Below are 15,147 nucleotides of genomic sequence, written 5' to 3' on the forward strand. Positions count from 1 at the left end.
TTCCAGTTTTCGCGCGCTTGCCGGAGCTTTCCGGCGCTTGTTGCCGCGGGACTGCTGGCCGTGCTGCAGGCCACAGCCTGGGCGCAGGCGCCCGGCTCATACATCGACCCCCCCGGCCGCGTGGCCCGGCTCAACCTGATGGAGGGGGCCGTGAGTTTTTCGCCGGCCGACATCGCCGCTTCCCAGGACGCCAGCGCCTGGACGCCCGCCATGCTGAACCGCCCCCTGACCCGTGGTGACCGCTTGTGGACGGGCTCGCGTGCGCGCGCCGAACTGCATATCGGTTCGACGGCCGTACGCATGAGCGAGCAGACCAGCCTGGACTTCCTGGTGCTGGACGACGACGTGGTCCAGTTACGCCTGGCCCAAGGCACCCTGCGGCTGCGCGTGCGCACCCTGTTTGAGGGCCAGCGCCTGGAGATCAACACACCCAATCTGGCATTCGTGATTTCGCAGCCGGGCGACTACCGGCTGGACGCCAACCTGGCCACCGACACCACACGCGTGGTGGTGCAGTCCGGCGGCGGCACCGTCTACGGCGACAGCGGCCTGCCTGTCACGCTGGCCAGCCAGCAGCAGGCCAGCTTCACCGGCACGCAGCTGACGCCCGGGGCGCCGGGCTCCACCGTGCTCGACAGCTTTGACCTCTGGGCTCTGGAACGTGACCGGCTTGAGGACCAGTCGGTATCGGCGCGCTATGTGCCCCGCGAAGTCACCGGCTACCAGCAGCTCGACCTGTATGGCGACTGGAGCCAGGACCCGACCTACGGTGCTGTCTGGCTGCCCCGCGCCGTGCCGGTGCACTGGGCGCCGTACCGCATGGGCTACTGGAGCTGGATAGCGCCCTGGGGCTGGACCTGGATTGACGACGCCCCCTGGGGATTTGCACCGTGTCACTATGGCCGCTGGGCGCTGATCGGTCAGCGCTGGGCCTGGGTGCCGGGCCGGCTGACAGCGCGACCGGTGTACGCACCCGCACTGGTCGTCTTTGTGGGCGGCAGCAGCGGCGGTGTGAACTGGAGCATCTCGATCGGTTCGGGCGGCGCGCCGCGGCCCGCTCTGGGCTGGTTTCCGCTGGCCCCGGGCGAGGCCTTCCGGCCGATTTACCGGGTGAGCCCGCGCTACGTGACGCAGGTGAACCAGAACATCGTGGTCAACACCACGGTCAACGTGACCAACGTCTACCGCTATCAGCGCCAACCTGCGGCCGTCACGGTGGTGAGCGCGGATGACTTTTCCCGCGGCCGGCCCGTGCGCGGCAACCTTGCGCTGAACCTGGCCGAGCTGAACCGGGCGCCGGTGGTGGTCGACCGCAGCGCAATACCCCAGCGCCCCGACGTGCAGCGGCCCCGGCTTGCCGCAGCGGCTGCGCTGCCGCCCGCGCCGGTGGTCACGCAGCCCGTGGTACGCGGTCGGGACGAACGCCGCGAGGAGCGCCGTGACGGCAGGGCACAGCCTGCCTTGCCGGCCGCACCGGCAACCCAGGGGTTGATCGGCGCGCAGCCGCCAGCACGACCGGGGCAGATCATCCCCCCCGCCTTGCAGGACCGCAGTGCCGCCGACACGGAACAACGCGCCCGGCGCGAGCAGCAACAACTGCAACGTGAGCAGGAGCGCCAGCAGCGAGAAGCCACACGACCACAGGATGCGCAGCGCCGGCCGGGCGAAGAGTCACTGATTCAGCGCGCCCAGCGGGAACGGCAGCAGGGCGGCATGCCCGCTGCCAGCCCGGACGCACGGACCGCGGCAGAACGTAATGCCATCGACACGGAGCAACGCGCGCGGCGCGAGCAGCAGCAACAACAACTGCAACGTGAGCAGGAACGCCAGCAGCGCGAAGCGGCGCAGCAACAGGAGGCGCAGCGCCGGCAAAACGAAGAGTCGCTGATTCAGCGCGCCCAGCGTGAACGGGCCGCAGCAGCGGAACGCGGCGCCGTCGAACAGGCGCAGCGGGCACAACAGCAACTCCAGCGCGAGCAGCAGCAACTGCAACGTGAGCAGGAGCGCAAGCAGCACGAAGCGGCGCAGCAACAGGAGGCGCAGCGCCGGCAAAACGAAGAATCGCTGATTCAACGCGCCCAGCGTGAACGGGCCGCAGCAGCAGAACGCAGCGCCGTCGAACAGGCGCAGCGGGCACAACAGCAACTCCAGCGCGAGCAGGAGCGGCAACAACGGGAGCTGATCCGCCAGCAGGACCAGCAGCGCCGGCAAAACGAAGAGTTGCAGGGGCAACGCGCCCTGCGCGAGCGGGCACAAGCAGCACAAGCAGCGCAAGCACAGGCGCAGGCGCAGCAACGCCAGGCCCACGAACTGCAGCAACAGCAACAGCAGCAGCAGGAACAGCGCAAGGCCCAGCAACGGAAACAGGCGCGTGAGGCGGACGCGGCCAACGCACCCGGCCCCCGGCCGGAGGGCTTGCCCGGCCGGTTCCGGGAACAGTAACCCTTCTGCTTCATGATTCGTCACGGCCCTGGATTGAACCAGCGTTAACAGCATCAAGCGGTCCTGCCCACCGGACCCGGGCCGCTTCCGGTTCAAGGTTTTGAGCACGATGCCGCCCATGACACCTTTGCCCGCGTCTGGATCTGAAAGCGGCCAGCCCCGGCAGGTGATGGCAGGTGAAGGCGTCTGGCTCTGGACGGCCGGCGGGTCACTGGAGAAATTTGCGTGACGCACCGTCTCTCCGGACAGATTCACTCGCCTTCGCCGGCAGCGAAACTCGGGTTGCCCATCACGCAAAACTACCTAAGGGTCTTACCCGGTATCGCCACCGGAACCGGATAGCTAGTATGACCAACTGTCTTTCATCGGACCACGGTTTGTGCCCACCTGGTCGGCCACACCGACTCCATGAGTTCACCCCATCATCTGCCGGAGAGCAATTTGTCAGTGGAGTTCATTCTTGAAACGCGAGGGTTGACCAAGGAATTCAAGGGATTCGTTGCCGTCAACCAGGTGGACCTCAAAGTCCAGCGCGGGCATATTCACGCGCTGATCGGACCCAACGGCGCCGGCAAGACCACCTTTTTCAACCTGCTCACCAAATTCCTGCACCCCACCTCGGGCACCATCACCTACAACGGCACCGACATCACGCACGAGCAGCCGGCGCAAACTGCGCGGCGCGGCATTGTGCGTTCCTTCCAGATTTCGGCCGTGTTTCCCCACATGACGGTGCTGGAAAACGTGCGCGCAGCGCTGCAGCGCAACCTCGGCACCTCGTTTCATTTCTGGAAAGCCGAGAGCACCCTGTTCCACCTGCACGAGCGTGCCCGTGAGTTGCTGGCCGAAGTCGATCTGGGCGGTTTTGCCGATGAGCTGACCGTGAACCTGCCCTACGGCCGCAAGCGTGCGCTGGAACTGGCCACCACCCTGGCGCTCGAACCCGAGCTGATGCTGCTGGACGAGCCTACCCAGGGCATGGGCCATGAAGACGTGGACCGCGTCACGCAGCTGATCAAAAAGGTTTCCGCCGGCCGCACCATTTTGATGGTCGAGCACAACATGAATGTGGTGTCGTCGATTGCCGACCGCATCACGGTGCTGCAGCGCGGCGCCATCATTGCCGACGGCCCCTACGCCGAGGTTTCGGCCAACCCGCTGGTGATCGAGGCCTATATGGGAACAGCGAACACCGAATTGCAGGGAGCGCATTGATGAGCAAAGAACTCCTGCGCATAGAAGACCTGCACGCCTGGTACGGCGAGTCGCACATCCTGCATGGCGTGAACCTGACCGTGAATGAAGGCGAGGTGGTGACGCTTCTGGGCCGCAATGGTGCCGGCCGCACCACCACGATGCGGGCCATTGTCGGCATGACCGGCGCCCGCAAGGGCTCGATCAGGATCAACGGCGAAGAGGCGATCAAGCTGGCGCCCCACAAGGTGGCCCGGCTGGGCATTGGCTACTGCCCTGAAGAGCGCGGTATTTTCGCCAGCCTGTCGGCCGAAGAAAACCTGATGCTGCCGCCCAATATTGCGCCCGGTGGCATGAGCGTTGCCGACATCTATGCCATGTTTCCCAATCTGAAGGAACGTGCCGGCAGCCCTGGCACACGCCTGTCGGGCGGCGAGCAGCAAATGCTGGCCGTCGCCCGCATTTTGCGCACCGGCGCGCGGCTGTTGCTGCTCGATGAAATCTCCGAAGGCCTGGCACCCGTCATCGTGCAAAAGCTCGCCGAGATGATCCTGACGCTCAAAGCCAAGGGCTACACCATCGTGCTGGTCGAGCAGAACTTCCGCTTTGCCGCGCCACTGGCTGACCGTTTCTACGTCATGGAGCATGGCCGTATCGTCAAGCAGTTTGCCCAGGCCGAGTTGTCGCAAAACATGGGCATGCTGCAGGAGTATTTGGGGGTGTAGGCGGCTCGCTGCCAGATTCCGCTTGATCCGTTTTTTACTTGCCCGGTTCCAATCTCACCACCTCAAGAAGGAGACTTTCATGAAACTCAAGACTCTCATTGCCGCCATGGCCATCGGCCTGGGCGCCGCCGCTTCCGCGCAAAACACGGGACCGGTAAAAATCGGCTTCATCACCGACATGTCCAGCCTCTATGCGGACATTGACGGCCCGGCCGGCGGTGAAATGGTCAAGTGGGCGGCACAGGACTTCGGCGGCAAGGTGCTGGGCCGTCCGATTGAAGTGCTGACGGCCGACCACCAGAACAAGGCTGACGTGGCCAGCTCCAAAGCGCGTGAATGGATAGACAAGGACGGCCTGTCGATGCTGATGGGGGGCACCAACTCCGGCACGGCGCTCGCCATGTCCAAGGTGGCCACTGAAAAGAAGCGCCCTTTCATCGTGATCGGGGCCGGCTCCGCCCGCCTGACCAATGAAGACTGCTCACCATACACCGTGCACTATGCCTACGACACGGTGTCCCTGGCCAAGGTGGCCGGCTCGGCGCTGGTCAAGGCTGGCGCCAAGAACTGGTTCTTCCTGACCGCTGACTACGCGTTCGGCCACTCGCTCGAAGGCGACGCGGCGACTGTCGTCAAGGCCAACGGCGGCACGGTGGCCGGCACGGTGCGCCATCCGCTCAACGCATCCGATTTCTCCTCTTTCCTGCTGCAGGCGCAAACGTCCAAGGCACAGATCCTGGGCCTGGCCAATGCGGGGGGCGACTTCACTAATGCGATGAAGGCAGCCAAGGAGTTCGGCATCACCAAATCCATGAAGGTCGCCGGCCTGCTGGTATTCATCAACGACGTGCACAGCCTGGGCCTGGCCAACACCGAAGGCCTGCAGCTGGCCGACAGCTGGTACTGGAACCAGGACGACGCCTCGCGCAAGTTTGCCAAGCGCTTCTTTGACAAGTACAAGCGCATGCCATCCAGCCTGCAGGCAGCCGATTACTCGGCCGCCGCCAACTACCTCAAGGCCGTGCAAACCGCCGGCACCACCGACTCCGACAAGGTGATGGGCGCGCTGAAAAGCATGAAGTTTGATGACTTCTACAGCAAGGGCCAGATCCGCGCCGACGGCCGGATGATTCACGACATGTACCTGTTCGAGGTCAAGTCGGCCAAGGATTCCACGACACCCTGGGACTATTACAAAACCATCGCGAAGGTGCCGGGCGAACAGGCCTTCACCACGGTGGCCGAATCCAAATGCGCGCTGGTCAAAAAGTAAGCTGACTACTGGCCGGTCGCGCATGCGATCGGCCGCTTTTCTGTTTTCTGTATTCTCAAGGCGTGAACTGACGGGTCTCCATGGAAATTTTCGGTATTCCCCATCAAGCGTTCCTGGGCCAGCTGCTGCTGGGCCTGGTCAATGGCGCGTTTTACGCCCTGCTCAGCCTCGGGTTGGCCGTTATCTTTGGCCTGCTGGGCATTGTGAACTTCGCCCACGGGGCGCTCTACATGCTGGGCGCCTTTGCGGCCTGGATCATGCTCGACAAACTCGGCATCAATTACTGGTATGCGCTGGTACTGGCGCCGCTCATCGTGGGCGCGCTCGGCGTGGTGATTGAGCGCCTCTTTCTCAAGCACCTGTACAAGCTCGACCCGCTCTACGGGCTGCTGCTGACCTTTGGCCTGGCACTGATCGCGGAAGGCATTTTCCGCGAGCTGTATGGCGTGTCGGGACAGAATTACAACGTACCGGAACTGCTGTCCGGCGCCACCAATCTCGGATTCATGGTGCTGCCGAATTACCGGGCGTGGGTGGTGCTGGTGTCACTGGTGGTTTGCCTGGGCACCTGGTTCATCATCGAGAAAACACGGCTGGGTGCCTACCTGCGCGCCGGCACTGAGAACGCCGCGCTGGTGCAGGCTTTCGGCATCAATGTGCCGATGATGGTCATGCTGACCTACGGCGCCGGCGCGGCGCTGGCGGCGCTGGCCGGCGTGCTGGCCGCCCCCATCATCCAGGTTAACCCGCTGATGGGTTCGAACCTCATCATCGTGGTGTTTGCCGTGGTGGTGATCGGAGGCATGGGCTCCATCCTGGGCTCCGTCATTACCGGCCTGGGCCTGGGCCTGATCGAAGGCATGACCCGGGTGTTTTACCCCGAAGCGTCCAACATCGTGGTGTTTATCGTCATGGTCATCGTGCTGATGGTCAGGCCGGCGGGCCTGTTTGGCAAGGAAACCTGAGCCATGACCCCAACCGCCTCTGCCAATGCTTCTGTGACTGTCCCTGTGACCAAGCCTCTCATGACTCAAGCCGCAAAATTCACCCGTATCACCTACCTGGCATTGCTGGCGCTGGCGCTGCTGGCACCCGCCATCGGCTTGTACCCGGTGTTTGTCATGAAGCTGCTGTGCTTTGCCCTGTTTGCCTGCGCCTTTAACCTGCTGCTGGGCTTTACCGGCTTGTTGTCCTTCGGACACGCCGCATTTTTTGGCTCGGCCGCCTATGTCACCGGCTGGTTCATTAAGTCGCAAAGCTGGACGCCTGAACTGGGCATTCTTGCCGGCACCGTGGCCGCCGGGCTGATTGGCCTGGTCGTCGGCGCGGTCGCCATCCGGCGCCAGGGCATTTACTTCGCCATGATCACGCTGGCGATTGCGCAGATGGTGTTTTTTGTCTGCCTGCAAGCACCGTTTACCGGCGGCGAAGACGGCTTGCAGGGCGTGCCGCGCGGCCGCCTGCTGGGCCTGCTCTCGCTCGAATCCGACACCACCATGTACTACTTTGTGGTCGCGGTCTTCGTGCTGTGCTTTTTGGGGATCTCGCGCATCGTGCACTCGCCGTTTGGCCAGGTGCTCAAGATGATCCGCGAGAACGAAGCGCGCGCCATCTCTCTGGGCTACCAGGTTGACCGCTACAAGCTGCTGGCCTTTGTGCTGTCGGCCGCGCTGGCCGGGCTGGCGGGCTCGCTCAAGACCCTGGTCATGGGTTTTGCCACCTTGTCGGATGTACATTGGTCCACTTCCGGCGAGGTGATCCTGATGACCCTGCTGGGTGGCGTGGGCACCTTCTTTGGCCCCGTCTTTGGCGCGGGCATCGTGATCTCGCTGCAAAACCTGCTGGCCGACAAGGTCGGCTCCTGGGTCACGGTCATCATTGGCGTGATCTTCGTGCTCTGCGTGCTGGCCTTCCGCAAGGGCGTGGTGGGTGAGCTGCAGGCCTTCCGCGATCGCCGCCGTCAGGCCTCAGCCGAGGCCGCCCCGCCGCCGGCCTGAACCGGCGAGCAAGTGCCTTCTGCGGCACAAGCTGCAATTGCTACTGTTTTTATAGCCGGCAGGTCCACAGCCATTTCCCAAAAGAACCGCTACCTGCCCCGAAACTCACGCCGGTAGGTGGAGGGCGAGGTGCCCAGCGTCGTCGCGAAGTGCTGCCGTAGGGACACCACGGAGCCAAAGCCGGCATCGATGGCAATCTGGTCCATCGAGCGGTCGGTGGCCTCCAGTTGCCGCTGCGCCAGCGCCAGCCGCTGGCCGGTGAGCCACCGGCCCACCGTGGTGCCGGTGATCTGCCGGAAATGCCGCGTGAAGGTGCGCCGGCTCATGAAGGCCCGATCGGCCAGCGCATCGAGGCTGTGCGGCTGGTTCAGGTTTTCCTGCACCCAGGCCAGAATGACTGAAAGCCGGTGGCCGGTGCTGGTGGCAGGCACGGGCCGCTCGACGTACTGGGCCTGCCCGCCCTGCCGCTGCGGCGCCACCACCATGCGGCGCGCCACGCGATTGGCCACCTCCGCACCGTGCTCGCGGCGCAGCAGATGCAGGCAGCAGTCAATGGCGGCTGCGGTGCCCGCAGACGTGAGCACGTCGCCGTCGTCCACATACAGCACATCCGGCTGGAGCTGCACCTGCGGGTAACGCTCGGCGAAAGCGGACGCCAGGGCCCAGTGCGTGGCGGCGGGCCGGCCGTCCAGCAGGCCGGCCTCGGCCAGGACAAAAGCACCCAGGCATAAGCCGACGACGCGCGCGCCGCGCCGGTGCGCCGCCTGCAGGGCCCTTAGCAAAGCCTCGGGCGGGCGCTCCATGGGGTCGCGCCATGACGGCACCACCACGGTATCGGCTTTGGCCAGCACGCCCAGGCCGTGTTGTACGGCAATGGTGAAGCCGGCTGTGGTTTGCAGCATGCCCGGCTTGTCGGCGCACACCAGCAGCTTGAACCGCGGCAGGTCGGTACCCGAAAAATCGTTGCCGAACACCATGCACGGCACGGACAGGTGAAAGGGACTGATGCCGTCAAAGGCAACCACCGCAACAGTGCGGATCCCGACTACGGAGCCGACTGCCGGGCTGGCCGCGCTGCCGGCTCTGGCCTTGCCCGGGGCTTTGCCGAATGTCTTTTTGGGCGCTTTGGATGACATGGCCCGATTCTATCGACTATTGACATTTGGGCCACTTTCACCAAAACACCGCCAGCCCAACAATCACCTCCATCAACCACCTGTTTCAACTTTTGAAGGAAAACACACCATGTCCAGCACTGATGCAAAATCTCCACGCCGCGCCCTTGTCGTCATCGATGTCCAGATGGAGTATTTCACCGGCGGCCTGCTGATTGAATACCCGCCGGTGGAGCAGACGCTGCCCAATATTGGTCGCGCGATGGATGCGGCCCGTGCGGCAGGTATCCCTGTCGTGGTGGTGCAACACAGCGAGTCCGCCACCGCGCCGCTGTTTGCCAAAGGTTCGGCCCAGTGGGCGTTGCATGAAACCGTTGCGAGCCGCCCGCGCGACCACTTCATCGAGAAAGCCTGGCCCAACGTCTATACCGGCACCGACTTTGACGGCTGGCTGGAGAAAAACAGCATCGATACCCTCACGGTGGTCGGCTACATGACGCACAACTGCGACGCGTCCACGATTTTCGAGGCCACGCACCGGGGCCTGCACGTGGAGTTTTTACACGACGCGAGCGGCTCCATCCCTTATGCCAACGAAGCCGGCCTGGCCAGCGCGGAAGAAATCCACCGTATCTTCAGCGTGGTGTTTCACACGCGCTTTGCCGCTGTCGGCTCTACCGATGACTGGGCCGTCGCCGTGCAAGCCGGCCAGGCGCTAAAGAAAAGCAATATTCTGGTGTCGAATCAGGCGGCCATCGCGAGGAGGTAGTTTCCGGCATACCGGACGACCGGTATTTTTTTAAAACCGCAGCCTTCAATCATGCTTAACTGGGCACCGGCATGCCTGGGTCTTCCAGCAGGCGCACCTTCACGCTTTTGCCTTTGGCCCGGATTCAACCGGTCATCAGTCAAACATGTCCGGCTGGGTTTTGACCAGGTGATCCCAGATCGGCTGGAAATGCAGCCAGCCGATGTATTCGCTGCCCACATGTTCACGGCTGTAGCGGGCGCGCTCAGGCGTCACCAGGCGCGGGGCAATGCCGGCAGCGTCGATCATCAGTTGTTGCTTGCAGCAGCGCTCCAGCGCGATGAACCAGAAGGCGGCCGCCTCGATGCTGTGGCGGCTGGCCGTGAGCAGCCCGTGGTTCTGGTGGATGGCCGCCTTGACACCCGTGAAGGCCTGGGCCACCTTGTGCCCTGCCTTGACTTCCACGGCAACCTGGCCCGCCTCATCACCAATGACCACATGATCTTCGAAGAAGGCTGCCGCATCCTGGCTGATCGGCTCCAGCTTTTTGCCCAGTGAGGCAAAAGCGGTTCCGTAGACGGTGTGCGCGTGGCACATCGCGACGATATCCGGATGCGCCTCATGCACGGCTGAATGCAGGACAAAGCCGGCGCGATTGATCGCGTGGCGGCCCTCTACGACCTTGCCACTGTGATCGGCCAAAATCAGATTGGACACCTTGACCTGGGAAAAATGCACGGCCATGGGATTGGTCCAGTACAAGCCGGGGTTCTCCGGATCACGTACGGTCAGGTGCCCGGCAAAACCGTAATCGAAACCCTGCAAGGCAAACGCACGGCACGCGGCGACAAGCCGCTCTTTCAGGTGCTGGCGCTCCTCGGCGGCATTTGAAAACCGGGGGGTTGACGGATAAATCAGGCCAGCCTGCTCCGGTTGGTAGATGGAAATGCGCGCTTCAAGCACTGCAGACATTTCTTGCTCCTTTTGGGTTCGGGTTTGGGTCTTAAGGTCTTTGGTCTCTGTATCAATCTCATGGGAAGGCGTCTTGCGGTTTCACATCGAACCAAGGCCATGAGGACTCCGCTGCATACCGCGCACCCGTCTTTCTGGTGAAGCCATGTTCGCGCTCTTTTCAGACATTGACAAACGATAGGTGTTCATGAAAAGATGAACTTCATTCATGAATCAAGGAGCAGTATGAGGCGCGCCCCGAATTTCGTCCTGCTGCGGGCGTTTGAGGCTGCGGCCAGGCTGGAAAGCTTTACGCTTGCCGCGCGTGAATTGCACCTGACCCAGTCGGCGATCAGCCACCAGGTGCGAGAACTGGAGGACTATTTCGGCCGACCCCTTTTCATCCGGCGCAACCGTCGCGTCGAACTGGTGCCGGAGGGGCGGCGGCTGCTTGACAGTCTTTCGCGGGTGTTTGATGTCATCGAGGCGGCCTGCGACGAGGTGGCGCTGGCACCGCGCGCGCAGGTGCTGGCGCTGCATTGCGCACCCAGCTTTGCCGCCAAATGGCTGGGGCCCCGCCTGCCCGAATTCATGCAGGCCCATGCCGACATCACCATCCGGCTGACCTCGGGCGCAGAACCTGTCGACCTCACCCGCATGCGGGAAATCGACGTCGCGATTGCCTACGGGCGTGTGCAGGAACGGGCGGGCGTGCTCTCCATCGCCCTGGGGCGCGAGCGCATCGTTCCCCTGTGTGCACCGCAACTGGTGGATGGCACGCGTCCCATCAGCCAGCAAATCGGTGACCTGGTCCTGATCGACTCCCAGCTCAGCGCCATCACCTGGCCTGGCTGGTTTGCGCGCAACGGGCTCACGCTGCCTGCGCGGCCCCGGCCGTCGTTCGACCGCGCCGCGCTCTCCATTTCGGCCGCCGTCGACGCCATGGGCGTCGCCCTGGAAAGCGTCCGTCTTGCCGAGCGCGAAATCTCCCGCGGCGAACTGGTCGAACTGGGAAGGGACATTTTTTGTCCCATTGCGGAAGAAACCCACTTTGTGTCCTGCCGGGTGAATGAGCAGCACATGGAAAAGGTCAGGCTTTTCCGTGAATGGCTTTTCAAGGCGGCAGGCGTCGATATGGGCCGGGGCAACGCGCCCATTCCTTGAAGGCGGATACCTGGGGTGATTTTGAGTCGAGCCCCAAGGCCGTCAAGCCGGCCCCGATGGAGTGCGGTGGGCTAACTGACCAGCGCCAGAGCCCCGAAATCGCCGACCCGCTCACCCAGGCCGGCAGGCACCAGCGTGCATCCGCTGGTCAGTGCCGGCAGTTTGCCGGCAATCTGCGCCTGCAGGCGCGGCAGCAGGTAGTCGCGGTGATGCCAGAACACGCTGCCGCCCAAGCTGATGCGCTCCAGGTCCAGCGTGATGATGAGGTTGTACAGCGCACGTCCCATGACCCGGCACAACTCATCCACCATCGCAACGGCGGCAGCGTCACCCGAGCGCGCCTTGGCCAAAATGCTGGCCGCATCCGCGGCGCCTCCCGAGGAGAAACGCCTGGCGATGGCATTGCCGGCCACCAGTCCTTCGAGATCGCCGATGTTGCCGCAGCCGCACAGCGCATCGTCGTTGTCGCTGACAAACATGTGCCCGGCATGGCCGGCATTGCCGTGCTTGCCGCGCAGGACGCGGCCGTCGACACACAGGCCGCAGCCAATGCCGGTGCTCCAGGTGACATAGGCGCAGTTGCCCATGCCTTGCAGCGCACCCCAGCGGCGCTCGGCTTCCAGCGCGCCTATGCCATCGTTTTCAATGCGCAGCGTGGTGGAGGTGCCGCGAAACTTCTCGCGCAACGGCGCCTCCAGCAAGGCACTGCTCCAGTCGTTGGGCAGGCCGCGCGCCGGCCCCGCCAGGCCGCCGCAGATGTTGGGTGCCGCGAGCTCAATCATGCCCGCCTTCATCACAAACGGGCCGCAGGACGACACGCCCACATCCGTGATGTCACGCTCGCCGATGCCGGCTTCCGCGCAGGCCTCGCCCAGCATCCGCAGGATCTGCCGTGCGACGGCGTCCGGCGTGCCGGTCTTGGCGGTGGGCTCGGAGCGGCGGGCCGACAGCGACGAGGGCTGCGGCACCGCGTGGGGTTCGGTCAAACCGGCCGTCAGGCTGATCGCTACCTTGGTGCCTCCCAGATCCACGCAGGCTTTCATGGCAGGCCTCTCACATTCCTCAGATCAACTGGGCAATCAGGCTGGCGACAAAGCTCAGCAGGATCGTGGTGGTCAGCGGGATAAACCATTCCCGCCCAAACAGGCGAAAGCGCAGGTCGCCGGGCAGCTTGCCAAAGCCCAGTTTTTGCAGCAGCGGGCTGAACCAGCTGATGAAAACCAGTGCAAGAAAGATGACGATGAACCAGCGGATCATGTTGCTAGTTTAGGGGTAATACGGTTCAGTGAGCACACCGCGTGCAGTGACGACCATCTCCTTCCCCCGCTGGGGGAAGGCCGGGATGGGGGCTCACGACGTGGGCGTCGAGCCACCGTGCTTATCTGGTCGTCGCTGGCCCCCACCCCAACCCTCCCCCGGAAGGGGAGGGAGCGGCAAAAGCCCTGTAACAAGCCCTGTAACCACCGGCAGCCCCCCGGGACGGGCTATAGGGTATGCGTACGGTCACCAGCGGAAAAACCCATGGGTTCCCACGGCGCACCTTTTGAGAATGCGATGACCTTGAACAGCTCGCCCATCTCGTGCTCGGCAATCAGCTTCTGCACCATGGCGCGCTCGGCGAGGTTGGTACTGTCAACGCCGCCTTCCATGCCCTCCAGCAGCCCGCAGTTGAGCAGGAAACGGCCCTGGCTGGTGTAGCCCAGCACCTGCAGGCCGGCGTCCTGCCCGGCCAGTGCGATGCCGGTGAAGTTGACATGGGCGGTGATGTCCTTGCTGCCCACATCCAGCAGCGCATCGGTGTCCGCCAGGTGGCCGCGATGGCACATCACGGTGCCCATGCTGCGCTGCGGATGGTAATACTCATGCTCGGGAAAGCCATAGTCCAGCAGGAACACCGCGCCCGCTTCCAGCCGGTCGGCCAGCGTGCGGATAAAACCTTCGGCCTGCGGGTGAATTTCGGTGAGGTAATCATGGCTGCCGGCCACTTCCAGCGGTGGCCGCAACTCAGTGCGCTGGTCGGCCCAGGTGAAGCGTTCTTCGTGCGTTTCCCGACGGGCCGCCCCTAGGGAAACACGGCCCCCTTCGGGGGGCAGCGAAGTACGCGAAGCGACAAGCGTGGGGGCCATGACCACGCCGCGCTCATGCCAGGCGGCGTTCAGCCGTGACAGCAGCTTCACCGGCATGGCATCCAGCACCTCATTGCCCACCACCACGCCGCGCATCTGCGGCGGCAGCTCGGTCGCCCACTGCACCTTGCTGCCGTGCGCCGCCAGCCGTTCACGCTGGCGCGCCTGCAGGCTGCCGGACAGGTCCACGATGGTGTAGCGCTCCACCAGCGGCCCCAGCGCGTCCAGAAGCTGCTGCGCCAGAGCGCCGGAGCCCGCGCCGAACTCCCAGATTTCCGAGGTGCCGGTGGCCTGCAGGGCCTGCGCCAGCTGGCGCGCCAACGCCTGGCCAAAACGCGGCGTGAGCTCGGGCGCCGTCACAAAATCGCTGCCACCGCCGCTGGTGCCGCCGGGCATCAGGCCGAATTTGCGGGAATCATTGGCGTAGTAGCCTAGGCCAGGTGTGTAGAGCGCCAGCGCCATGAACTGGTCGAAGCCGATCCAGCCGCCAGCATCGCCAATAGCCTTGGCAATGTGGGCCTGCAGCCCGGTCGTTAAAATGGGGGGGTGGCTGTTGTTTGTCACGCCCATGATTGTCGGCGATACCGCCCTGGCCCCGCAGCAGCCCCTACCCCAAAAACCCAACCTCCAGCCTGATGACCGCAACCCCCTCCCTCCCCGTTGTTCTCGTGACCGGCGCCGCCAAGCGGCTGGGCCGCGAGATCGCGCTGGCGCTGGCGGCCGGCGGCTGGCAGGTGGCGGTGCATTACCGCGGCTCTGAAGAAGATGCCCTGAAAACGGTCGCTGATTGCACCCGTTTGTCGGGGGCTGCCGCCGCTTTTCAGTGTGACCTGGAGCAGGAAGCCGGCGTTCGCGCCCTGCTGCCCCACGTTGCCGCGCATTTCGGCCGCGTTGACGCGGTGGTCAACAACGCCTCGACCTTTGAGCAGGACAGCGCCGCCAGCTTTGGCTTTGCCGCCCTGGACAAGCACCTGCACAGCAATACCGGCGCGGCCATCCTGCTGGCCCAGGCGCTGCACGCGCATGTGAGTGCCCGCAACGCCACTGGCGCCGTCGTCAACCTGCTGGACCAGAAGCTGTGGAACCAGAACCCCGATTTCTTCAGCTACACCCTGTCCAAGGCAGCGCTGGAAGCGGCCGGCACCATGCTGGCGCTGGCCCTGGCGCCACAGGTGCGCGTGGTCGGTGTGGCGCCCGGCCTCACCCTGACCAGCCACCTGCTGAGCGACGAGCAATTCGAGGCGCGGCACAAGCTCGCGCCGCTGGGCCGCTCCTCCACGCCGGCCGACGTGGCCGCCGCGGTGAAGTTCGCGCTGGAAAACAGTTCCATGACAGGCACCACCCTGCTGGTGGACGGCGGCCAGCACCTGATGAAATTCGAGCGCGATTTCTCGTTGATGTGAACGCAAACG

14 protein-coding genes are annotated in these 15,147 nt (G+C 64.2%); 9 read left to right on the top strand and 5 right to left on the bottom strand.

Annotated features, from left to right (window positions below):
• Positions 1 to 60: 60 nt before the first annotated feature.
• From AC1DUR_RS04495 to AC1DUR_RS04520, 6 genes are all read left to right on the top strand, one after another.
• The gene (locus AC1DUR_RS04495) at positions 61 to 2,442 is read left to right on the top strand and encodes a DUF6600 domain-containing protein (protein ID WP_477721348.1); all 2,382 of its coding nucleotides are present in this window, start codon (positions 61 to 63) and stop codon (positions 2,440 to 2,442) included.
• 408 nt (positions 2,443 to 2,850) lie between these two features.
• On the top strand, positions 2,851 to 3,657 hold the full coding sequence (locus AC1DUR_RS04500; RefSeq protein ID WP_477720089.1) for an ABC transporter ATP-binding protein: 807 nt from the start codon (positions 2,851 to 2,853) through the stop codon (positions 3,655 to 3,657).
• On the top strand, positions 3,657 to 4,361 hold the full coding sequence (locus AC1DUR_RS04505; RefSeq protein ID WP_477721349.1) for an ABC transporter ATP-binding protein: 705 nt from the start codon (positions 3,657 to 3,659) through the stop codon (positions 4,359 to 4,361). Before AC1DUR_RS04500 ends, AC1DUR_RS04505 begins: the two co-directional genes overlap by 1 nt.
• Positions 4,362 to 4,440: 79 nt before the next feature.
• Complete coding sequence (locus tag AC1DUR_RS04510; RefSeq protein WP_477721350.1) at positions 4,441 to 5,634, top strand: ABC transporter substrate-binding protein; 1,194 nt, start codon at positions 4,441 to 4,443, stop codon at positions 5,632 to 5,634.
• Positions 5,635 to 5,714: 80 nt separating this feature from the next.
• Positions 5,715 to 6,599 carry a branched-chain amino acid ABC transporter permease gene (locus AC1DUR_RS04515; RefSeq protein ID WP_477720092.1) on the top strand — a complete coding sequence of 295 codons (885 nt, stop codon included), beginning with the start codon at positions 5,715 to 5,717 and terminating at the stop codon, positions 6,597 to 6,599.
• Between the two features lie 60 nt (positions 6,600 to 6,659).
• On the top strand, positions 6,660 to 7,631 hold the full coding sequence (locus AC1DUR_RS04520; protein WP_477720093.1) for a branched-chain amino acid ABC transporter permease: 972 nt from the start codon (positions 6,660 to 6,662) through the stop codon (positions 7,629 to 7,631).
• An 89-nt stretch (positions 7,632 to 7,720) separates the two neighbouring features.
• Here the strand turns inward: AC1DUR_RS04520 and AC1DUR_RS04525 are convergent, their stop codons facing one another.
• Positions 7,721 to 8,767 (bottom strand): GlxA family transcriptional regulator, encoded by a 1,047-nt coding sequence (locus tag AC1DUR_RS04525; protein ID WP_477720094.1) that lies wholly within the window; start codon positions 8,765 to 8,767, stop codon positions 7,721 to 7,723.
• Positions 8,768 to 8,876: 109 nt separating this feature from the next.
• On the opposite strand from AC1DUR_RS04525, the gene AC1DUR_RS04530 reads away from it, so the two are divergent.
• Positions 8,877 to 9,515: a cysteine hydrolase family protein gene (locus tag AC1DUR_RS04530; protein ID WP_477721351.1), complete on the top strand. Its 639-nt coding sequence runs from the start codon at positions 8,877 to 8,879 to the stop codon at positions 9,513 to 9,515.
• A gap of 135 nt (positions 9,516 to 9,650) precedes the next feature.
• On the opposite strand, the gene AC1DUR_RS04535 is transcribed toward AC1DUR_RS04530, so the two are convergent.
• Positions 9,651 to 10,466: a class II aldolase/adducin family protein gene (locus AC1DUR_RS04535; protein ID WP_477721352.1), complete on the bottom strand. Its 816-nt coding sequence runs from the start codon at positions 10,464 to 10,466 to the stop codon at positions 9,651 to 9,653.
• A gap of 225 nt (positions 10,467 to 10,691) precedes the next feature.
• On the opposite strand from AC1DUR_RS04535, the gene AC1DUR_RS04540 reads away from it, so the two are divergent.
• Positions 10,692 to 11,609, top strand: a complete 918-nt coding sequence (locus AC1DUR_RS04540; RefSeq protein WP_477720097.1) for a LysR substrate-binding domain-containing protein — start codon at positions 10,692 to 10,694, stop codon at positions 11,607 to 11,609.
• Between the two features lie 71 nt (positions 11,610 to 11,680).
• Here AC1DUR_RS04540 and AC1DUR_RS04545 read toward each other — a convergent pair whose 3' ends face one another.
• The 3 genes from AC1DUR_RS04545 to AC1DUR_RS04555 form a co-directional block, all read right to left on the bottom strand.
• Positions 11,681 to 12,652 carry an ROK family protein gene (locus AC1DUR_RS04545; RefSeq protein WP_477721353.1) on the bottom strand — a complete coding sequence of 324 codons (972 nt, stop codon included), beginning with the start codon at positions 12,650 to 12,652 and terminating at the stop codon, positions 11,681 to 11,683.
• 19 nt (positions 12,653 to 12,671) lie between these two features.
• Positions 12,672 to 12,866, bottom strand: a complete 195-nt coding sequence (locus tag AC1DUR_RS04550) for a DUF2905 domain-containing protein (RefSeq protein WP_011484968.1) — start codon at positions 12,864 to 12,866, stop codon at positions 12,672 to 12,674.
• Between the two features lie 227 nt (positions 12,867 to 13,093).
• Entirely contained in the window at positions 13,094 to 14,305 is a 1,212-nt protein-coding gene (locus tag AC1DUR_RS04555) for a class I SAM-dependent methyltransferase (RefSeq protein WP_477720099.1), read from the bottom strand.
• Positions 14,306 to 14,370: 65 nt separating this feature from the next.
• Here AC1DUR_RS04555 and AC1DUR_RS04560 point away from each other — a divergent pair, with 65 nt between their 5' ends.
• Positions 14,371 to 15,138 carry an SDR family oxidoreductase gene (locus tag AC1DUR_RS04560; RefSeq protein WP_477720100.1) on the top strand — a complete coding sequence of 256 codons (768 nt, stop codon included), beginning with the start codon at positions 14,371 to 14,373 and terminating at the stop codon, positions 15,136 to 15,138.
• Positions 15,139 to 15,147: the final 9 nt, after the last annotated feature.

It is taken from the genome of Polaromonas sp. P4_F4, assembly GCF_056401355.1.